Origin of the sequence: Rhodococcus sp. NPDC080181, from assembly GCF_040702225.1 — a bacterium.
GTDB lineage: Bacteria > Actinomycetota > Actinomycetes > Mycobacteriales > Mycobacteriaceae > Rhodococcoides > Rhodococcoides fascians.
In genome coordinates this window covers 43,938-64,567 of sequence record NZ_JBFBKN010000003.1, presented here as the reverse complement: position 1 = coordinate 64,567, position 20,630 = coordinate 43,938, and the positions used below count along the sequence as shown (strand labels likewise).

General features: G+C 64.5%; 18 protein-coding genes and 2 tRNA genes. 17 read left to right on the top strand and 3 right to left on the bottom strand.

Annotated features, from left to right (window positions below; all coding sequences use genetic code 11):
- Positions 1 to 44 precede the first annotated feature (44 nt).
- From gnd to AB0O58_RS04245, 13 genes are all read left to right on the top strand, one after another.
- Positions 45 to 971, top strand: a complete 927-nt coding sequence (gene gnd, locus AB0O58_RS04305; RefSeq protein WP_283542638.1) for a phosphogluconate dehydrogenase (NAD(+)-dependent, decarboxylating) — start codon at positions 45 to 47, stop codon at positions 969 to 971.
- A complete protein-coding gene (recF, locus tag AB0O58_RS04300) occupies positions 972 to 2,204 on the top strand; it encodes a DNA replication/repair protein RecF (protein ID WP_032373402.1) in 1,233 nt (410 codons plus the stop codon).
- The gene (locus AB0O58_RS04295; protein ID WP_027494996.1) at positions 2,201 to 2,761 is read left to right on the top strand and encodes a DUF721 family protein; all 561 of its coding nucleotides are present in this window, start codon (positions 2,201 to 2,203) and stop codon (positions 2,759 to 2,761) included. The genes recF and AB0O58_RS04295 overlap by 4 nt, the downstream gene beginning before the upstream one ends.
- A 167-nt stretch (positions 2,762 to 2,928) precedes the next feature.
- Complete coding sequence (locus tag AB0O58_RS04290) at positions 2,929 to 3,846, top strand: metal-dependent hydrolase (protein ID WP_366237939.1); 918 nt, start codon at positions 2,929 to 2,931, stop codon at positions 3,844 to 3,846.
- The gene (locus AB0O58_RS04285; protein ID WP_080736544.1) at positions 3,843 to 4,976 is read left to right on the top strand and encodes a PDR/VanB family oxidoreductase; all 1,134 of its coding nucleotides are present in this window, start codon (positions 3,843 to 3,845) and stop codon (positions 4,974 to 4,976) included. The genes AB0O58_RS04290 and AB0O58_RS04285 overlap by 4 nt, the downstream gene beginning before the upstream one ends.
- 255 nt (positions 4,977 to 5,231) lie before the next feature.
- Positions 5,232 to 7,274 carry a DNA topoisomerase (ATP-hydrolyzing) subunit B gene (gyrB, locus tag AB0O58_RS04280; protein WP_027494993.1) on the top strand — a complete coding sequence of 681 codons (2,043 nt, stop codon included), beginning with the start codon at positions 5,232 to 5,234 and terminating at the stop codon, positions 7,272 to 7,274.
- 65 nt (positions 7,275 to 7,339) lie between these two features.
- The gene (gene gyrA / locus AB0O58_RS04275) at positions 7,340 to 9,883 is read left to right on the top strand and encodes a DNA gyrase subunit A (protein ID WP_027494992.1); all 2,544 of its coding nucleotides are present in this window, start codon (positions 7,340 to 7,342) and stop codon (positions 9,881 to 9,883) included.
- On the top strand, positions 9,884 to 11,344 hold the full coding sequence (locus tag AB0O58_RS04270; protein WP_366237938.1) for a DUF3566 domain-containing protein: 1,461 nt from the start codon (positions 9,884 to 9,886) through the stop codon (positions 11,342 to 11,344).
- Positions 11,345 to 11,453: 109 nt separating this feature from the next.
- Positions 11,454 to 11,527 (top strand) — tRNA-Ile (locus AB0O58_RS04265).
- 190 nt (positions 11,528 to 11,717) lie between these two features.
- Positions 11,718 to 11,790 (top strand) — tRNA-Ala (locus AB0O58_RS04260).
- Positions 11,791 to 12,182: 392 nt separating this feature from the next.
- Positions 12,183 to 13,133 (top strand): acyl-ACP desaturase, encoded by a 951-nt coding sequence (locus tag AB0O58_RS04255; protein ID WP_032367964.1) that lies wholly within the window; start codon positions 12,183 to 12,185, stop codon positions 13,131 to 13,133.
- Positions 13,134 to 13,329: 196 nt separating this feature from the next.
- Positions 13,330 to 14,325 carry a GGDEF domain-containing protein gene (locus AB0O58_RS04250; RefSeq protein ID WP_228139313.1) on the top strand — a complete coding sequence of 332 codons (996 nt, stop codon included), beginning with the start codon at positions 13,330 to 13,332 and terminating at the stop codon, positions 14,323 to 14,325.
- Between the two features lie 122 nt (positions 14,326 to 14,447).
- A complete protein-coding gene (locus tag AB0O58_RS04245) occupies positions 14,448 to 16,079 on the top strand; it encodes an alpha/beta hydrolase (protein ID WP_366237937.1) in 1,632 nt (543 codons plus the stop codon).
- On the opposite strand, the gene AB0O58_RS04240 is transcribed toward AB0O58_RS04245, so the two are convergent.
- Entirely contained in the window at positions 16,068 to 16,457 is a 390-nt protein-coding gene (locus AB0O58_RS04240) for a hypothetical protein (protein ID WP_366237936.1), read from the bottom strand. The two genes, AB0O58_RS04245 and AB0O58_RS04240, sit on opposite strands and share 12 nt — an antisense overlap.
- Before the next feature lie 82 nt (positions 16,458 to 16,539).
- Between AB0O58_RS04240 and AB0O58_RS04235 the strand changes: the two genes are divergently transcribed.
- Both AB0O58_RS04235 and AB0O58_RS04230 read left to right on the top strand, forming a co-directional pair.
- Complete coding sequence (locus AB0O58_RS04235) at positions 16,540 to 17,076, top strand: peptidylprolyl isomerase (protein ID WP_094621787.1); 537 nt, start codon at positions 16,540 to 16,542, stop codon at positions 17,074 to 17,076.
- A gap of 24 nt (positions 17,077 to 17,100) precedes the next feature.
- Positions 17,101 to 18,018 (top strand): rhomboid family intramembrane serine protease, encoded by a 918-nt coding sequence (locus tag AB0O58_RS04230; protein WP_366237935.1) that lies wholly within the window; start codon positions 17,101 to 17,103, stop codon positions 18,016 to 18,018.
- 216 nt (positions 18,019 to 18,234) lie between these two features.
- On the opposite strand, the gene AB0O58_RS04225 is transcribed toward AB0O58_RS04230, so the two are convergent.
- Positions 18,235 to 18,720 (bottom strand): PH domain-containing protein, encoded by a 486-nt coding sequence (locus AB0O58_RS04225; RefSeq protein WP_045841529.1) that lies wholly within the window; start codon positions 18,718 to 18,720, stop codon positions 18,235 to 18,237.
- A gap of 36 nt (positions 18,721 to 18,756) precedes the next feature.
- Positions 18,757 to 19,020, bottom strand: a complete 264-nt coding sequence (gene crgA, locus AB0O58_RS04220) for a cell division protein CrgA (protein ID WP_027494985.1) — start codon at positions 19,018 to 19,020, stop codon at positions 18,757 to 18,759.
- Between the two features lie 203 nt (positions 19,021 to 19,223).
- On the opposite strand from crgA, the gene AB0O58_RS04215 reads away from it, so the two are divergent.
- Positions 19,224 to 19,970 (top strand): DUF881 domain-containing protein, encoded by a 747-nt coding sequence (locus AB0O58_RS04215; protein ID WP_032367617.1) that lies wholly within the window; start codon positions 19,224 to 19,226, stop codon positions 19,968 to 19,970.
- Between the two features lie 13 nt (positions 19,971 to 19,983).
- Positions 19,984 to 20,625, top strand: a complete 642-nt coding sequence (locus tag AB0O58_RS04210) for an aminodeoxychorismate/anthranilate synthase component II (protein ID WP_032389450.1) — start codon at positions 19,984 to 19,986, stop codon at positions 20,623 to 20,625.
- The last annotated feature ends 5 nt before the right edge of the window (positions 20,626 to 20,630 follow it).

The following is a 20,630-nucleotide window of genomic DNA, read 5'->3' as shown; positions in this document are numbered from 1 at the left end:
CGCTCGACCGGAATTACACCTGACACAGACAAGGACGCTTCCTCATGCAGCTGGGCTTGGTCGGTCTCGGAAAAATGGGCTTCAACATGCGCGAGCGGCTGCGCGAACACGGCCACGAGGTCATCGGTTACGACCCGAGGCCCGAGGTGACGGACACCCCGTCACTCGCCGGTCTCGCGGAATCCCTCAGCGCTCCCCGGGTGGTGTGGGTGATGGTGCCCTCCGGCCAGATCACCCGGGACACCATCACCGGGCTCGGGGATGTTCTCGAACCGGGCGACCTGGTGATCGACGGTGGAAACTCACGTTTCACCGATGACAAGCCCAACGCAGAGCTGTTGGACGCCAAGGGAATCGGTTATATCGATGCCGGAGTTTCGGGCGGTGTCTGGGGATTGAAGAACGGCTACGGCCTGATGGTCGGCGGCGACGACGAGCACGTTGCACGCGCTATGCCGATTTTCGACGCCCTGCGTCCGGAAGGGGAGCGCGCGGACGGTTTCGTCCACGCCGGTCCTGTCGGTGCCGGGCATTACTCGAAGATGGTGCACAACGGCATCGAATACGGTCTGATGCAGGCGTACGCCGAGGGCTACGAAATCCTCGAGGCCGAAGAATTGGTGCAGGACGTGCAGGGCGTACTGCGGGCCTGGAGCAAGGGCACCGTCGTGCGGTCGTGGCTGCTCGATCTGTTGGTCGAGGCGCTCGGCCAGGATCCGGAGTTCAGTGAGATCTCGGGGTACACCGAGGACTCCGGCGAGGGTCGATGGACCGTCGAGGAGGCCATTCGGCATGCCGTACCAGCCCCGGTAATCTCCGCAGCTCTGTTCGCGAGATTCGCTTCGCGACAAGAAGATTCGCCTGCAATGAAGGCAGTGTCGGCGTTGCGGAACCAGTTCGGCGGGCACGCCGTCAAGAAGGCGGATGCGGACGAGACACTGCGCGCACCCGCGCCGAAGAACACCGAGTAAGTGTTCGTCCGGTCTTTGCAACTTCACGATTTCCGGTCCTGGGACGACGTCATCGTCGACCTGGGCCCGGGATCGACCGTGTTCGTCGGGCCCAACGGACACGGTAAGACCAACCTGCTGGAATCACTCGGTTATCTGTCGACGCTGTCCTCGCACCGGGTCTCGACCGATGCGCCCATGATCAGGGCAGGCGCGTCCACCGCGTTCGTCGGCAGCGCCGTGGTCAACCACGGACGCGAGTTGATCATCGACGTCGAACTGCTCGAGGGCAAGGCGAACAAGGCGAGGATGAACAGGTCTCCGCTGCGTCGGCCACGAGAAATTCTGGGTGTACTCCAGAGTGTGTTGTTCGCACCCGAGGACCTGTCTCTGGTGCGCGGCGACCCGAGTGAGCGCCGTCGGTATCTGGACGAGCTGCTCACCACCAGAATTCCTCGAATGGCCGCTGTGCGCGCAGATTACGACAAGGTGCTGCGTCAGCGGTCGGCACTGCTCAAGACCGCCAGCGGGGCGTTGCGTCGAGGCTCGTCGTCCAGCGACGGCTCGAGCGCTCTGGCCACGCTCGATGTCTGGGACGGCCATCTTGCCGCCCACGGTGCCCGATTGCTTTCGGCCAGAATATCTTTGGTGTACGAGCTGATGCCCTTCGTGCAGCAGGCCTACGAGTCGATCGCGCCGGAATCGCGGCTCGCCACGTTGTCCTATCGCTGCAGCCTCGCCGAGGCACTGCCGCCGGAATTCTCCGATGCCGGCCGAGCACCGGAGTCCGACGACGTCGACGTGCTGGAAGCTGCTTTCCTGCACCAACTTTCGGTGATGAGGCAGCGAGAGATCGAACGTGGGGTGTGTCTGGTCGGGCCCCATCGAGACGATCTGGAACTGATGCTCGGCGACCGACCCACCAAAGGCTTTGCCAGCCACGGTGAATCCTGGTCGTATGCACTCTCTCTTCGGCTCGGCTCCTTTTCGTTGCTGCGCGAGGACGGGACCGACCCCGTCCTGATGCTCGACGACGTGTTCGCCGAGCTCGACCGCAAGCGGCGCACGGCCCTGGCGGCGGTCGCGGCCGACGCGGAACAGGTACTGATCACCGCCGCGGTTCCCGAGGACGTGCCACCCGAACTCGATGCACGACGCTACGGTGTCGAGGCACGTCAGGGGTCCGATTCCGGTGCGGCAGGCCGGATTTCGACCATCACCGAGCTGTCGACGTCGGAGAGTGAGGTGTCATGAGCGACGACACGAATTCACCGGCACCGGATGAGCAGCCGGAGTTGAAGGGCGTCGACCTTGCGCGTCGGGCGCTCGAAGACGCCCGGGCTGCGGCCAAGGCGAGCGGCAAGTCGGTCGGTCAAGGTCGTTCGTCACCGACCGGGGGTGTCCGGGCACTGCGGGGGCGTCGACGACGGGGTTGGTCGGGTGCTGGCCCCGACGATCGAGACCCGCAGGCGTTCGGGGCACTGGCGAATTCGATCGCGTCCAAGCGCGGTTGGTCGGCCAAGGTATCCGAGGGTGCCGTGCTGGGGCGGTGGCCCAGCGTCGTCGGTGAGGACATCTCGGCACACGCCGACCCCACCGGCCTCAAGGACGGAGTGCTCAGTATCTCCGCCGAGTCGACTGCGTGGGCGACGCAGCTCCGATTGATGCAGTCGCAGATTCTGGCGAAGATCGCGGCGGCGGTGGGCCACGGTGTGGTGACGTCGCTTCGGATCACCGGGCCGACGACGCAGAGCTGGCGAAAAGGCGAGCGACACGTCAAAGGTCGCGGTCCGCGGGACACCTACGGATAGTGACTGTTCCCAATGCGCGTTAGACGTAGCCCCTGGTCCAGGTGATCCTCAACAGATGTTGGGGGCAGTGTTGCCGTGAGACAGTTGGTATGCGTAGCGTGATTCGGGACACGCAACGGTCGGGGGACCGAATACTGTTCCATGCGGCCATCGGACGAGGAGAAGTTGTGTCTGCACCTACGAAGAAGGCGTCGACAACGGCGGTCGACGTCGATGGGACCCCCGAAGACAGAGTGGTTCTGCACGCTCGGAACGTCGAATTCGATTGGGAAACTCTGCCGCTGCACTATATGGACGGCAATCCCCTGGCCACCCATCTGATCAACGTGATGCACCTGCTTCTGCCCGAGGGCGAGGAGTGGTTCGTGCGTACGTTCAAAGAGGCGTTGCCGCTCATCCACGACGATCAGTTGCGCGACGACGTGATCGGCTTCATCGGCCAGGAAGCCATGCATGCACAGGCCCACACCGAGGTCCACGATCAGCTTCGGGCCCACGGCATCGATGTCGATCCGTACGTCGACCAGATGAAGTTCCTGTTCGGACGCGCGCTCGGCAACCGCTCGGGCCACGGTCAGAACAGCCTGGTGGAGCGTCTTGCCTTGATCGCAGCTGCCGAGCATCTGACCGCGTTCCTCGGCGACTGGGTCCTCAACGCGCGCGAGCTCGACGAAGCCGACGTCGATCCGGTCATGCTCGATCTGTTGCGGTGGCACGGCGCCGAAGAAGTGGAGCATCGTTCGGTGGCATACGAGGTGATGCGCTACTTCGACGTTCGGCCGGCCCGGCGTATCCGTACCTACGTGGTCATTGCACCCACTCTCGTCTGGTTCTGGACGCGCGGCGTGCGCTACCTCATGAGCCAGGATCCGACGTTGGCGCATCTGTCGCCGAAGGAGCGCACGCCGTCGTTCCGTGAATTCCGACGGGTCGCCAAGGCCGGTCTGTTTCCGACGCCGATGTCCATGGTCAAGGCGTCCCTGCGGTACTTCAAGAGCACGTATCACCCGTGTCAGGAAGGCTCGACGGCCCAGGCCGTGCAGTATCTCGCCACCTCGCCGGCGGCGCGGTCCGCTGATCGATGACCAAACGCACGTTGCGGAGCAGGCTCGACGCGATGGCTCGAAAGGTCGACTCGTTCCGAGTAGGCCGCACGATTCCACAGAATCTGTACGGGCGTGACGAGCCGGATCAGACGGTCTCGCTGGTCACCGATGCACTGGACAAGTGGTTCGCCCTCCTCGACAACGGTGAGTACGACGCCTCGTTCGCGGCGCCTCCCGTCGCGCGTACCCGAGAACTGACACTGGTCTCCCGTGACGTTCTGTGCATCGACGAACAGGTCGTCCAGCTGACCTTCGCCGCCGCCGACGGGTCGGCTCTGCCGGCGTGGGCACCGGGAATGCACTTGGATTTCTACCTCCCGTCCGGTCGGCGACGGCAGTACTCCCTGTGCGGATTGCCCGGCGACGACACGTACTCGATCGCAGTACGACTCGTGCCGGACGGCGGCGGCGGATCTCCGGAGATGCACGCGCTGACGGTCGGCACTGCGGTGTCGATCAGGGGGCCGCGCAACGGGTTTCCGTTCGTACCGTCCGAACAGGCAGTATTCGTCGCCGGTGGAATCGGCATCACCGCGATCATCTCGATGGTGCGCCGTGCCCGCGATCTGGGCATGGACTGGCACCTCGTCTACTGCGGCCGCTCCCGCGAGTCGATGCCGTTTCTCGACGAGATCGAGGGCTGGGATCCCGCCCGGGTCACCGTGCGCACCGACGACGTGGACGGCATGCCGTCGAGCATGGATCTGTTGGGCTCGACGGCCCCCGGAGGTTCGGTCTACGTATGTGGTCCGCCGCCGATGATCGACCTCGTTCGCGCCTCGTTCGACGCCCTCCCGGCCACGCATCTGCACTTCGAGCGCTTCTCACCGCCGCCGGTGAAGAACGGGACGGAATTCGAGGTGCAGCTCGTCGATTCCGGCGAAATTCTGTCGGTCGGTGCGGAAGAGACTGCGCTGCATGCCATTCGACGCATCAGGCCGGACGTCGCGTACTCGTGCCAGCAGGGTTTCTGCGGCACGTGCCGGGTGCGAGTGCTCAGCGGAACACCGCAGCATCGAGAGAATCGGTTGACGACCGAGGAGCAGCGGCACGAGATGTTGATCTGCGTCTCGCGGTCGGACGGAGAACGGATCGTCCTCGATCTGTAGCCGAATCGCCGGTTTTACCCTTCATCTTTGTCGTCCGATGTCGAGAAAATGCGCCTGTGAAGCAATCAGGGGCCTTTTAGGGGTGTCATCGTCCCCATGCTGTCGCAGCCACCCAGTACTATGGACCGGTACGACATCAAGCCCGGAACAAACGCATGGACCGAGCACGGCGGAAACGACCGTGCCGACCCTGCGGTAGCACCTACGTCAGGTGTGAGCGGGGTAGTGGACGCGTAGAAGGAGAACCAGCTAACCGTGGCTGCCCAGAAGTCAGGTAACAGTGAGAACAGCAAGGATTACGGCGCTTCTTCCATCACGGTCCTCGAGGGCCTGGAAGCAGTCCGTAAGAGGCCCGGTATGTACATCGGTTCCACCGGTGAACGAGGCCTGCACCACCTGATCTGGGAGGTCGTCGACAACTCCGTCGACGAGGCCATGGCCGGCTACGCCTCCACCGTCGACGTCACCATCCACGAAGACGGCAGCGTCGAGGTCAAGGACGACGGCCGCGGCATCCCCGTCGCCATGCACTCCTCCGGTGTTCCCACCGTCGAGGTCGTCATGACCCAGCTGCACGCCGGTGGCAAGTTCGACTCCGACTCCTACGCCGTCTCCGGCGGTCTGCACGGCGTCGGTATCTCCGTCGTGAACGCACTCTCGACCAAGGTCGAACTGCAGATCGCGCGTGACGGTCACCGCTACAAGCAGACGTACGATTACGCCAAGCCCGGCCCACTCGAGACCGTCGGCGACACCACGGAGACCGGCACCACGGTGCGTTTCTGGGCCGACGGCAAGATCTTCGAGACCCTCGATTACAGCTTCGAGACCGTGCACCGTCGCCTGCAGGAGATGGCGTTCCTCAACAAGGGACTGACCATCAACTTCACCGACGAGCGAGTCGCGGCCACCGACGCGACCGAGGAAGAACTCGGCGAGACCGCCGAGGCACCCAAGACCGCCGAGGAAGAGCAGGCCGACGCGGCCAACGCGAAGCCGGCCAAGGTTCGTAAGAGGACGTACCACTACCCCGACGGTCTGGTGGACTTCGTCAAGCACATCAACCGCACCAAGACCGCGATTCACAACTCGGTCGTCGGCTTCACCGGCAAGGGTGAGGGCCACGAGGTCGAGATCGCCATGCAGTGGAACGCTGGTTACTCCGAATCGGTGCACACCTTCGCCAACACGATCAACACGCACGAGGGCGGTACCCACGAAGAGGGTTTCCGTACCGCGCTGACGTCGACGGTGAACAAGTACGCCATCGAGAAGAAACTGGTCAAGGAAAAGGACGTCAAGCTCACCGGCGACGACATCCGTGAAGGCCTCGCCGCCGTCATCTCGGTGCGGGTCGGCGAGCCGCAGTTCGAGGGCCAGACCAAGACCAAGCTCGGCAACACCGAGATTCGCTCGTTCGTGCAGAAGGCGTGCAACGAGCACCTCTCGCACTGGTTCGAGTCCAACCCGGCCGATGCCAAGACGATCATCAACAAGGCGGTCTCGTCCGCGCAGGCCCGCATGGCCGCACGTAAGGCGCGAGAGTTGGTGCGGCGCAAGAGCGCAACCGATATCGGTGGCCTGCCCGGCAAGCTCGCAGACTGCCGCTCGAACGATCCGAGCAAGTCGGAGATCTACATCGTGGAGGGCGACTCCGCCGGCGGCTCGGCCAAATCCGGCCGTGACTCGATGTTCCAGGCGATCCTGCCGCTGCGCGGAAAGATCATCAACGTCGAGAAGGCCCGCATCGACCGTGTCCTCAAGAACAACGAGGTCCAGTCGATCATCACCGCGTTCGGCACCGGCATTCACGACGAGTTCGACATCGCCAAACTGCGCTATCACAAGATCGTGCTGATGGCCGACGCCGACGTCGACGGCCAGCACATCTCCACCCTGCTGATGACCCTGTTGTTCCGGTTCATGCGGCCGCTGATCGAGAACGGTCACGTCTACCTGGCCATGCCGCCGCTGTACAAGCTCAAGTGGAGCCGCGGCGAACCGGATTTCGCGTACTCCGACCGCGAGCGCGACGGTCTGCTCGAGGCCGGTATCGCCAACAAGCGCAAGATCAACGTCGAGGACGGCGTCCAGCGCTACAAAGGCCTCGGCGAGATGAACGCCAAGGAGCTGTGGGAAACCACGATGGACCCGGCAGTGCGAGTTCTTCGTCTGGTCACTCTCGACGATGCCGCGGCCGCGGACGAACTGTTCAGCGTCCTGATGGGCGAGGACGTGTCCGCCCGCCGAAGCTTCATCGCGCGTAACGCGAAAGATGTTCGCTTTCTTGACGTTTAGTCGTTTCTCGGACGCACCGCACTCAGTGTCGGTGCGTCCGACGACCGTTTTCGAGGAGATCTTCTATGTCTGACATCACCGAACCGCCGGTCGGGCCCCCGCCGGGCTCGACCACCAACGCCGAGGGCGGCGACCGGATCGATCCGGTCGACATCCAGCAGGAAATGCAGCGCAGCTACATCGATTACGCGATGAGCGTCATCGTCGGCCGCGCGCTTCCCGAGGTCCGCGACGGTCTCAAGCCGGTGCACCGACGTGTGCTGTACGCGATGTACGACTCGGGCTTCCGTCCCGACCGTAGTTACGTGAAATCCGCACGGCCCGTTGCCGAAACGATGGGTAACTACCATCCCCACGGCGACACCTCGATCTACGACGCGCTCGTGCGTCTGGCTCAGCCGTGGTCGATGCGGTACCCACTGGTCGACGGCCAGGGCAACTTCGGCTCCCGCGGCAACGACGGTGCCGCCGCCATGCGATACACCGAAGCGCGTCTGACCCCGCTCGCCATGGAGATGCTGCGCGACATCGACGAGGAAACCGTCGACTTCATCCCCAACTACGACGGCAAAACCCAAGAGCCGACGGTACTTCCGTCGCGTGTGCCGAACCTGTTGATGAACGGCTCCAACGGTATCGCCGTCGGTATGGCCACCAACATTCCGCCGCACAACCTGCGTGAACTCGGCGACGCGGTGTTCTGGGCTCTCGACAACTTCGAGGCCGACGAGGAAGCGACTCTCGCGGCCTGCATGGAACGCGTCAAGGGTCCCGACTTCCCCACCCACGGACTCATCGTCGGCGGCCAGGGAATTCAGGATGCGTACTCGACCGGCCGCGGTTCGATCCGCATGCGCGGCGTCGTCGAGATCGAGGAGGACTCCAACGGTCGCACGACGATCGTCATCACCGAACTGCCCTTCCAGGTCAACCCCGACAACCTGATCACCTCGATCGCCGAGCAGGTTCGCGACGGCAAGTTGTCCGGTATCTCGAAGATCGACGACGAGTCCTCGGACCGCGTCGGTATGCGCATCGTCGTGACGATCAAGCGCGACGCCGTCGCCAAGGTCGTGCTCAACAACCTCTACAAGCACTCGCAGCTGCAGACCAGCTTCGGTGCCAACATGCTCTCGATCGTCGACGGCGTGCCGCGCACCCTGCGACTCGATCAGATGATCCGGTACTACGTCACTCACCAACTCGACGTGATCGTTCGTCGTACTCGGTACCGCCTGCGCAGAGCCGAGGAGCGGGCCCACATCCTGCGCGGCCTCGTGAAGGCGCTCGACGCGTTGGACGAGGTCATCGCCCTAATCCGTGCGTCGCAGACGGTCGATCTCGCCAAGCAGGGCTTGATCGATCTGCTCGACATCGACGAGATCCAGGCGCAGGCAATTCTCGACATGCAGCTGCGGCGCCTCGCAGCCCTCGAGCGCCAGAAGATCATCGACGAGTTGGCCGAACTCGAACGCACCATCGCCGACCTGCAGGACATTCTGGCCAAGCCGGAGCGTCAGCGTCAGATCGTGCGAGACGAGCTGGCCGAGATCGTCGAGAAGTTCGGCGACGACCGTCGCACGCGCATCATCGCTGCCGACGGCGACGTCAACGACGAAGATCTGATCGCCCGGGAGAACGTGGTTGTCACGATCACCGAGACCGGATACGCCAAGCGCACCAGAACCGATCTGTACCGGTCTCAGAAGCGCGGCGGCAAGGGCGTGCAGGGAGCGGGCCTCAAGCAGGACGACATCGTCAGCAAGTTCTTCGTCTGCTCGACGCACGACTGGATCCTGTTCTTCACCACCAAGGGACGCGTCTACCGGGCCAAGGCGTACGAGCTGCCCGAGGCCAACCGCACGGCGCGCGGACAGCACGTCGCGAACCTGCTGGCGTTCCAGCCCGACGAACGCATCGCGCAGGTCATCCAGATCAAGACCTACGAAGATGCTCCCTACCTGGTGCTCGCCACCAAGGGCGGTCTGGTCAAGAAGTCGCGTCTGACCGACTTCGACTCCAACCGCAGCGGCGGCATCGTGGCCGTCAACCTCCGCGGTGAGGACGAGTTGGTCGGGGCAGTTCTGGCGTCGTCCGACGACGACCTGCTGCTCGTCTCGGCTCAAGGCCAATCGATCCGATTCTCGGCCACCGACGAGGTACTGCGCCCCATGGGCCGCGCCACCTCCGGTGTCCAGGGCATGCGCTTCAACGGCGAAGACGAGCTGCTCTCGCTCAACGTGGTCAGCGAGAACAAGTTCCTGCTGGTCGCGACGTCGGGCGGTTATTCCAAGCGCACCGCGATGGAGGACTACCCGCAGCAGGGCCGCGGCGGAAAGGGAGTACTGACAATCCAGTACGACCCCAAGCGTGGCACGCTGGTGGGAGCTCTCATCGTCGACGACGAGGACGAGCTGTACGCCATCACGTCCAGTGGTGGGGTCATCCGGACCGCTGCCAAGCAGGTTCGGAAAGCCGGCCGACAGACCAAGGGCGTGCGGTTGATGAATCTCGGTGAAGGCGACACACTGCTCGCGATAGCGCGCAACGCCGACGAGATCGAACCGGACGCAGCAGGTCCCGAAGACGATGCACCGAAGGAGTCGTAAGTGAGCACTCCCAACCGGCCTGGCAGCAGGCCCGGCCCCACGGGTGGACCGGACAGCAGGGACGCTGCGCAGACCGAGCAGCCATCGCGTCCGGCACCTCCCGAAGGTGCCCGACCGGGAAGTCGCCCCGAGCCGGCGACGCGTCCGGCACCCGCGGCCGGGCGAGGACCGGCACCGCAGCAGGGTGCTCGGCCACCGGCACGCCCGACTCAAGGTGGTCCGGCCGGCCCGCCTCGTCCGACGCAGGGACCGCCGCCGCAGCGCCCACCGGCACCGCAGGGTCAGCCGGGTTCTCAGGGTCAGCCGGCACCTCAGGGACCGCCGCCGCAGCGCCCACCGGCACCGCAGGGTCAGCCGGGTTCTCAGGGTCAGCCGGCACCTCAGGGACCGCCGCCGCGAGCACCTCAGCAGGGACCGGCACCGCAGGGACCGGCTCAGTCTCGCCCGCCACAGGCGGCCAACGGTCGGCCCGGTGAGCCGGGTACCGCAAACGCCGACGGCGGTCGCCCCGCCAACGGCCAGCCGCCGCAGGGTCAGGGACCGTCCGGTCCCGCATCGCCGCCGCGTCCCGCCAATGACGCTGCGCCGGTCGCCGAGGGGTCAGCCGAGTCGAAAGCTCCGGCACCGACCCAGGCGATACCGACTCAACGCGGAGACGGCCCGCAGGGCGGTTCCGGCACTCCGCCCTGGCAGCGCGGCCCCGGCCAGCGTCCGGCACAGCAGGGGCCCGACGACCGTCAGCAGCCCCAGAACCAACCTCAGACGAACCTGTCCGGGCGCGGCTCCGCACTGCCGGCAACAGGTGAGTTCGATCGTTCGACAGCGGCAGCTGCAGCCGCCTCGGCAGCGCCGGGCCAGCGCGAATCGGGTGAGCGTGAATCGGGTGAGCGTGAATCGGGCGAGCGTGAATCGGGCGAGGACAAGACCGAACGACGCGAGGCAGCGCGGTCGAAGGCGGCCGTGATCGACGGACCGACTCGGCACATCGAGCGCAAGGATCTGGCGAAGGACATGCCGGATCTGTCCGCCACCCGGCATCCCGAGCCGACGGCAGCCGATCGCGCAGCCCCCACCGCCATCACGGCGGTACCCAGCGCGGACGGCGATCCTCTGCGGGCGACGATCCAGATTCGCAAGATCGATCCCTGGTCGACGCTCAAGATCGCTCTGGTCATCGCTGTGTCGTTGTTCTTCGTGTGGATGGTGGCCGTCGGCCTGCTGTACGCCGTGCTCGACGGCATGGGTGTGTGGGACCGACTCAACAGTGCCTTCACCGAGATCGTCAACGAATCCGGCGACGGCGGACTCGTCAGCGCCGGCCAGGTGTTCGGCTACGCGGCAGTGATCGGTGTGATCAATGTCGTACTTTTCACCGCACTCACCACGATCGGCGCCTTCATCTACAACCTGTCGTCGGACCTGGTCGGCGGCGTCGAAGTGACGCTGGCAGATCGCGACTGACCAGCACGAACGACTGCCGTATCGGGCCGTTTTGGAAGACAGCGGCCCGATACGGTAATCTCATCCCTCGGTTCGAGGAGAGCAATTCTTCGGCCCGAAGCAGTATCGAGGGCCTATAGCTCAGGCGGTTAGAGCGCTTCCCTGATAAGGAAGAGGTCGGAGGTTCAAGTCCTCCTAGGCCCACACCGAACGAACGAAAAGAGGCAGGACGTGAAAATCCTTCTTCTTGTTGCATCGGTGGTGATCGCAGTGCTGACAGTATCGAAGGTGCGCTCCACGCGCAGCTCGGAAGGCGTCTGGCACAGCATCTCCACCGGGTGACAATCGCTCGGAGAGAACGTGTAAAGTTCGTGCACGTTCGACAGCAACACCCGGGGCCTTAGCTCAGTTGGTAGAGCGCTGCCTTTGCAAGGCAGATGTCAGGAGTTCGAATCTCCTAGGCTCCACAATCAAAAGGACGTCCATTCCGATGGGCGTCCTTTTTCGTGTCTGCACCCGACTGCCGCTCACCCCAAGTCCACTAAATGTGACATTGACCCCCGAAAAGTCCACCGAACGTGACATTGAGTCCCGGCCGAGTGGCAGGGATGCGTCGACCACTGTTGTGACTCGGACCAACCGCTGTCGAGATCGGTGCCCAGATATCCAGATCATTGTTGGATTCGTTTCGCATCACGTCCGCGGTCCCTAGCGTTCTTCGGGTACAGCAGCGTCGGTTCTCGGATCGACGGGACAGGTCGCGACGGCGCACCGCAGGGGGGTGTGCCGTCGTTCGATCTCGGCGTCTCGGATCGGTCTTCGGTTCGGGCGTCTCATATTTCTCGGAGGAGCCCCACAGATGACGCGTGTTCTCGATCATGAAGAGCTGTTGACCGAACTCGACGGCACGTTGGAAGCCAACCTGAATCGCCATCTGTCGATGGCGAAGGAGTGGCATCCGCATGATTACGTGCCGTGGGATCTGGGTCGCAATTTTGCAGCAATGGGCGGAGAGGACTGGTCGCTGGAGCAGTCGTCTTTGTCGGAGTTGGCTCGTACAGCGATGATCACCAATCTGTTGACCGAAGACAATCTGCCGTCGTACCACCGCGGTCTGGCCGACAACTTCTCGTTGGACGGAGCCTGGGGCACCTGGGTGGGCCGTTGGACCGCGGAGGAGAACCGTCACGGGATCGTGATGCGCGACTATCTGGTCGTCACACGCGCCGTCGACCCGGTCGAGCTGGAGCGGGCTCGGATGCACCACATGACGGTCGGAGTCGATGCCCCCATGGACGGCTCCAACTTCTTGCATTCGGTGGCGTACGTGACGTTCCAGGAGCTCGCGACGCGCGTGTCCCACCGCAACACGGGTCTGGCCTGTGGTGACCCGATCGCCGATCGAATGCTGGCCCGGGTGGCCGCCGACGAGAATTTGCACATGATTTTCTACCGGAACCTGGGCGAGGCGTCGCTCGACCTGGTCCCGGACCAGATGGTCCGGGCCATCGCCGATGTCGCGACGGACTTTCAGATGCCGGGACTGAACATGCCGAACTTCCGCAAGAACGCCATGATCCTGGCGAAACACGGGATCTACGATCTCCGCCAGCATCTGGACGAGGTGCTGATGCCGGTGCTGCGGAAATGGAACATCTTCGAGCGCAACGACTTCAGTGGTGAGGGCGAACGCGATCGCGATCGTCTGGCTGCATTCGTCCAGGATCTCGAGGCGAAGGCGACGAAGTTCGAGGAATCGCGCGATCGCCTGTTGGCGCGGGAGGCAGCGCGGGCCGAGAAAGCGTCCTGACCTGCTACGGAATCGCTGCTGCGGGTCGTGATCGAAGCTCGGAGGTGTTAGAGTCCGGTCACGGGTGGGCCCGATGAGGCGATGGTCGTAGTGCGTGGGGAGGGCCGATGGTGCCTGGGGGGAATCGCGTGAGCGGTGGTGTCCGGTTCGTTGCGTGCCTCGGTGAGGCGTCACGCGTAATCGACGGTGTCTGCTGGTGAGCAGATTCAGGTTCGACGAGTCCGGCCGGATGCTGGCGGTATTCGCCGCGGTGACCACGGTTCTCTACATCGCGAACGGCATCGCATCGTGGTCGGACCTGTCCGGCCCGCAGCAGCTCTTCGCCGCGCTCGCAGTGGTTCTGGGGCCGGCGGCGATCGTTGTTCTCGCCCGGGCAGGAGCGCCGAGTCCCAAGCATGCGGTCGGCACCGCCACCGCCCTGTCGGTGGGCGCGCTTGCCTGTGCATTGGGCAGTAGCAACACGATGCCCGCGTTCTTGATCTGTGTGCAAGCGGCGATGTTCCTCGGCATGCACATCGGTGCGTTCTGGTCCGAGCGCGACGCTGGAATATGGGTTGCAGTACTGGCCGTGTCTGCGGTCGTGGGCGCCGCTGTCGCCCCCTACGGCACGCCCTTCATCAGCTACATTCTGGTCGCCCTGGGCATCGTCGGCGCAACGGAAGTCTTCGGGGTGTTCGCGCGTCGAATGCGGTATTCGGCCACTCATGACGCGTTGACGGGCCTGCTCAATCGATTCGGTTTCGAGTCGAAGATCGAGAAGATGTTGCCCGCGTGCGCCGCTCGTGGTCTGACGGTCAGTCTGGCGGTGCTCGATCTCGACAACTTCAAGGAGATCAACGACGAGTACGGCCATATTGCCGGCGACGTGTTGCTCACTCGCGTCTCGAAGGCGTGGAAGGGGCAACTGACGAAACGGGACGTTCTGGGCCGGCTCGGCGGAGACGAATTCGTCCTGTTCATGCCAGGGGTTCTCGAGGCCGAAGCCTGGCAGGTCATCGACGGCTTGCGTCGATCCCATCGAGCCGAGTGGAGCGTCGGTCTGGCGTGTATGCCTGCCGGCCGCCGGTGGGGTGAAATATACCGCGCTGCAGACGCAGACCTGTACCGCGCCAAGCGGAGTCGTCCCCCGAAGGCGTCTCGCCATACCGAGCCCGGCGACGGACATCGCGGGCCGGTACGCAGAATCGTGTAGCGATACACCGATGTGGCCGTCATCCCCAGATTTCATCCACAGCCTGGGGATAGATTTCTCGCTGCACCGTCTCGCTGACGTTGACTCGTCGAGTACGACGACAACGCTGCGGGGGGATTGCGATGGTCACGCTCGATGACGTCAGATCATGGGACAGTCAGGCGCTGACCGCCGTCTCGAATCGGTTCATGCACAGTTGGCGTGAATTGACCGCCGTGCACAGCTCACTGCTGGAGACCGTCGTCGACGACGGATGGCAGGGCCCCGCGGCAACGGCATACCGGGATGCCATCGGAGCTCTAAGTGCGCAGGTGGGGGACTGTGCGACGGAGCTACTGCGGGTAGCGCTGTGCACCGCTCCGGCGGCCATCGACATGGCGGGACTCGTCTCGGCGCTGACCGCTCTGGAATCGAACGCCGCGTGCGAGCACTTCGATATCCGACGCGACGGTTCGGTGACCGACGTGCTGACGTCGTATTCGGTTGCGCAGCAGGACCTGTCGTCGACCATTCGCGATCGGCGTCGCCGTTGCACCGAGTTGGCCGAACGCATCACCCAACTGATGCGAGCCGCGACCGCGTTCGACGACGACCTTGCCCGACGCCTCGCCGGCGACATCTCACCGGGAAAACTGGCCACGGCAGGGGTATCGGTAGTGCCGGTCGCTGGGAGCCCGGCCACGAATGCGGCGTTCTGGAGCGCTCTCTCGCCCGCCGAGCGCACTCGGCTGCTCGTCGAGCACCCGGCTCTCATCGGTAATCTGGACGGCGTGCCGGGCCGAATTCGGGATTCAGCGAACCGTCGGGTACTTGCCAGTGAGCGCCTCCGACTGCAGGCTGTGGCGGGTGAACTCCGAAACCAATTGCAGGACAATATTTTCGGAGGACTATTCAGTGATGCTGACGCCGGCTTGGAACAGACGCGAACGCGGTTGAGTTCGCTCGACGCGATCGAGAGCACTCTGGCGCAGGGTGACAGGCAACTGTTGGCGCTCGACAATTCCACGTATGCGGAGACCACTGCCGCGATTGCAATAGGTGACGTCGACACGGCAACGCACGTGGCGGTGTTCGTACCCGGCCTCGGCTCGACGGTCCACGGAGACGCGGTACGTTACGACGGCGACCTGGAAGATCTCAAAACTACTGTGGAACAGATATTTTCGGAGGATCCGCCGCCCACCGTCGCAGCCGTGACGTGGATGAACTACCAGGCACCACAGCTGGGATGGGGCCTGCTCGATCCCGATCGGACCGTCGTATCCGATGCAGCAGCGCACGCGGGGGCGACGCGATTGGTGCCCTTTCTGGAGGGCCTCGACGTGGCCCGGTCGAACAATCCACATCTGTCGGTGCTCGCGCACTCGTACGGATCATTGACCGCAGCCGCTGCCCTGCACGAAAGCACCGGCGTCGACGAGTTCGTGGCCCTCGGATCACCTGGCCTCGGCACCGACAGTGTGACCGACCTACAGGTTCCCGACGGTCACGTTTTCGCGGCGGAGGCGCGCGGGGACATCGTTGCCGACATCGGTGCCTTCGGTCGCGATCCCGGCACACTCGATGGAGTGACCCAACTGGCGACCGACGAGGGCGACGGGCGTCCGGGCACGACAGGTCACGGCGACTACCTCACGGACGGTTCGAGCGTCGAACACAACGTCGCGCTGGTCGTCGCCGGCCGGGGTGACGATGCAGAAACCAGGCCCCGGCCGGGCCTGTTCGATCTACTACAGAAGCTTCTATACCTGTGACGTCGACTCGTCTTCGTAATCGACCAGGCTGGGCGGCGTATCTGCGGGCGGCGGCACCTCGTGGCGGCGACGGCTGAGGTAGAACACGACACCTCCGACGACGACAGCGGCAGCTCCGAGCGCCAGGACGCGACGCTTGTTTCCCGGTATCCGATCAGTCGTGAGAGCTGCCTTGGTCAGATCGGCCCGGGCAATGCGCTCGGCAGTTGCCGCGCGACGCTGCGCAGCCTGCTTACGCGCCAGACCGTAGCCGCGCTTGGCGAGCAACAGGCCCACTCCGGCAGGGCCCTTGCTCACGACGGAAGCGGCACCGAGCAGCGTCGACGCCGCCGTACCGGTGGAGGAGTGAACCCGCTCGGTTTTCGTTGTGCTCGTCATGCCCTCACTGTTCCACAACAGCGCCCCGATCGACCCTCCCGATACACCACCTGTGAACTACCCGGTCGGTCGAGATGGCACGATGGTGAGCGTGACTTCACCAAACAAGACCCAAACGGCAACGCTGCACACCAACCGCGGCGACATCGTCATCGAACTGTTCGGCAATCACGCCCCCAAGACCGTCGCGAACTTCGTCGGTCTCGCGGACGGGTCGAAGGAATACACGACGCAGAACGCGTCGGGTGCCAAGACCGGACCGTTCTACGACGGCGCAGTCTTCCACCGCGTCATCGACGGTTTCATGATCCAGGGCGGCGACCCGACCGGAACCGGCACCGGCGGACCGGGCTACAAGTTCGAGGACGAGTTCCACCCGGAGCTCTCCTTCGACCGCCCGTACCTGCTGGCCATGGCCAACGCAGGCCCCGGCACCAACGGCTCGCAGTTCTTCATCACCACCGGCAAGACCCCGCACCTCAACCGCAAGCACAGCATCTTCGGTGAGGTCACCGACGAGGCGTCCAAGAAGGTCGTCGACGCCATCTCGAGCACGCAGGTCGGCCGCGGCGATCGCCCGGTGGAAGAGGTCGTCATCAACAGCATCACCATCGCCTGATTCGGTTGTAGAAGGAATTACACGATGACAAACCCCGGCTGGGGTGGCGCGTACGGCGACCAGCCCAACCCACCCCAGTCGGTGTGCGTCAGACATCCCGATCGCCCGACCGGCCTGGCCTGCTCTCGATGCGGCCGGCCCGCGTGCCCACAGTGCCTGCAGCCCGCGGCCGTCGGGCAACACTGTGTCGACTGTGTTCGCGACGGTAACAAGAACGTCCGGACCGCACGTACGGTCGCCGGCGCGCCGATGACACGCTCCGCCAAGACACCCCTGACCTTCGCGCTGATCGCGATCAACGTCGTGATCTTAGGGATCACCGCCGCTCAATCCGGCGACCTCATGAGCAATTTCCGCGGATCCTCGCTGGCCGACGCCTGGGCACTGAACAGCCTGCTGGTCGCGGACGGCGATGTGTGGCGCCTCCTCAGCAGTGGGTTCATCCACATAGGACCCATCCACCTGCTGGTCAACATGTTCGCCCTCTACATCATCGGCCGAGACGTCGAACTGGTGCTGGGCCGCAGCCGCTATCTCGCCGTCTACTTCCTGTCGCTGCTCGGCGGCAGCGCATCGGTCATGCTGTTCGAGAACCCCCTCGCCGCCACCGCCGGCGCGTCGGGTGCCGTATTCGGATTGCTCGGTGCGCAGGCCGTCATTCTGCTGCGACTCAAGCGCTCCCCGACCCCGGTCCTGATCGTGATCGCTCTGAACATCTTCATCAGCATCTCGATCCCCAGCATCTCGCTGTGGGGCCACATGGGCGGACTGGTCGCCGGAGCGGCAGCCACCGCCGGATTGGTGTTCCTACCCAACCGCAACAGCGCGCAGCCTCGTGCCGGGATATCCCTCGCCTGGCTCTCCGTGGCCGCAGTAGCCCTGATAGCCCTGGGCACCATCGCGGTCCGAGTCCTCGACCTGCGCGCGCAGATGGGCCTCTGAAGTCCACTAGATGTGCCATTGACCCCCGAAAAGGCCACTGGACGTCACATTGACTCCCGACGACGCCGATCGCGAGCTCGGCAATCCCCACGTGCTGCTGGCTGGTGCCCGGCGGCTTTGCGACGGCTCACTGGTCCACTAGATGTGCCATTGACCCCCGGAAAGTCCACTGAACGTCACATTGAGTACCCCGGAGGGGGCGGGGACGGTGGGCGGTCAGTTGTTCGGCGGCACCAGACCGTAGGTGTCGAGTACCTCGAACACGTCGCGTGGGTCGGCTCCCAGGTCCCATCGACCGAAGATGATGAGTCGATCGTCGTCCTCGTCGGGTGGGCGGACGTCCAGTTCGAGCATCGGGACTCGTCGTCCCAGTCTCGGGTAGCGGACCACTTTGATTTGGACGATGTCGGCGCGCGAGTACGTGCGCGTGCCGGTGAGTCGTTTCATCACCAGGGAGCCGTCGGGTGTGATGGCGAGTCGGGGGCGTTGTGCGGCCGCGAGGGCTGCCATCACCCAGGTTCCGACGGCGGCGAGTCCGACGAGGAAGGTTCCGGCGGCGTCCGAGGAGGCGAGGACGGCACCGATGGCGAGTGCGATACCGCCTGCCACCAGCGCGCCGACGGCTACGGCCGGCGTCGCCCATCGGTGTTCGTACACACCCTGTGGATGGTTGGGAAAGTTATCCACAGGGTTTATCCACATTGGGGATGAATGACATGGGTGTAACTCGGCCGGCTCTCAGCGCCATCGCATGGTCATGACGAGGCCGACGACCATGAAGCCGAATCCGATGAGGAAGTTGTACGCACCGAGGTTGCCGATGAACGAGATGTCTTCCTGGGCCAGGTAGTACACGATCAGCCACAGCAGCCCTACCAGCATGAATCCGAGCATCAGGACCACGTACCAGACCGGCGACGGGCCGGCGTTGACCTTCACCGGCGTGCGGTTGGCCGGGTTGATCGTGTAGTCGTTCTTCTTCCGTACCTTCGACTTCGGCATTGCGTCCTCTTCGTGTTCTTGACGGTCATCGGCGTGCGCCGTGCCTGTGGACAACTGACGGTGACAACCTGTGGATCGATCGAGTTGCGTGCATCCCCAGGTTATTGTCTCCCGGAGAGCCGTGGCGGTCATCCACCCGGTTTGTAGTACACGCTAACTCAGATCAGCGCAGCACCGACCTACCGAACAGTGGCGAGCACTCTGTGAGACGACGATCGACCGATTCCTCCGAGACCCGATGGTGGGTGCTCGCTGTGGCGGTGTGCGCTGTGGTCGGTCTGCTGCTCGGAACCACGCGACATGCCTCGGACGGCAACGAGTTGCGGGGCGGTGACACGACACGGCTCGCCGATCTGGTCGATTCGGCCCAGAGAAGCAGCGACGATGCGCTGCGCAGTAGAGATGCGCTGGAGCAGCAGGTCGATCTCCTGCAGCAGCGTACGGCGGCGGGCGACTCCGAGGTGGCCGACGCGTTGGCCCGGGTCGACGCCCTCTCGGACGCGGCGGGCCGGGAGGAGGCGTCCGGCACGGGGTTGACGGTGACGATGGCCGACGCTCCACGCGGTCCCGACGGGTCGTATGCGTCCGACGCGTCTCCGGACGACCTGGTGGTTCATCAGGTCGACGTGCAGAGTGTCCTCAACGCCCTGTGGGCCGGTGGTGCGTCGGCGATGGCGATGCAGGATCAGCGTCTGGTGGCGTCGTCGGCACCGCGGTGTATCGGGAACACGCTGCTACTGGGCGGCCGGACGTACAGTCCGCCGTACGTGATGACGGCTCTCGGCGACCCGGATCGACTGCGGGCGGCGCTGGACAACGAGCCCGGGGTGCGGCTGTACGAGCAGTATGCGCTGCGCTATGGCCTCCGCTACGAGGTCGCGGCCTATCAGAACCTCTCGGTTCCGGCGTACACCGAATCGGTGCGCATGCGTTTCGCGGAGCCGCGCTGAGTACGCTGTCGACATGCGCATTCTCGTCGTCGACAACTACGACAGCTTCGTCTTCAACCTCGTCCAGTACCTGGGCCAGTTGAACGCCGAGGTCGAGGTGTGGCGCAACGACGACGAGCGACTCGCCGATCGCGACGCTGTCGCCGCGGAGTTCGACGGCATTCTGCTCAGCCCGGGCCCGGGAACCCCGCAGCGCGCCGGGGCCACGATGGACCTGGTTTCGGCGAGCGCGCGGGCCGGAACCCCGCTGCTCGGTGTGTGTCTGGGCCATCAGGCCATCGGAGCCGCGTTCGGTGCCACGGTCGAGAAGGCTCCGGAGCTGCTGCACGGCAAGACCAGCCTCGTCCATCACACCGGTGTCGGCGTCCTGGAAGGGATGGCCGAGCCGTTCACGGCCACCCGCTATCACTCGCTGACCGTCCGCGAGGACACCATCCCCGCGGAGCTCGAGATCATCGGCCGTACCGAATCCGGTCTGGTGATGGCCATGAGGCACACCGAGCTACCCATTCACGGCGTGCAGTTCCATCCGGAGTCCATCCTCACCGAGGGCGGGCACCGGATGCTGGCCAACTGGCTCGCAGTGTGCGGTATGCCCACCGATTCCGGTTTGGTGGGAACCCTGGAGGCGCAGGTCGCCGAGGCCTTCGCCTGATCGTC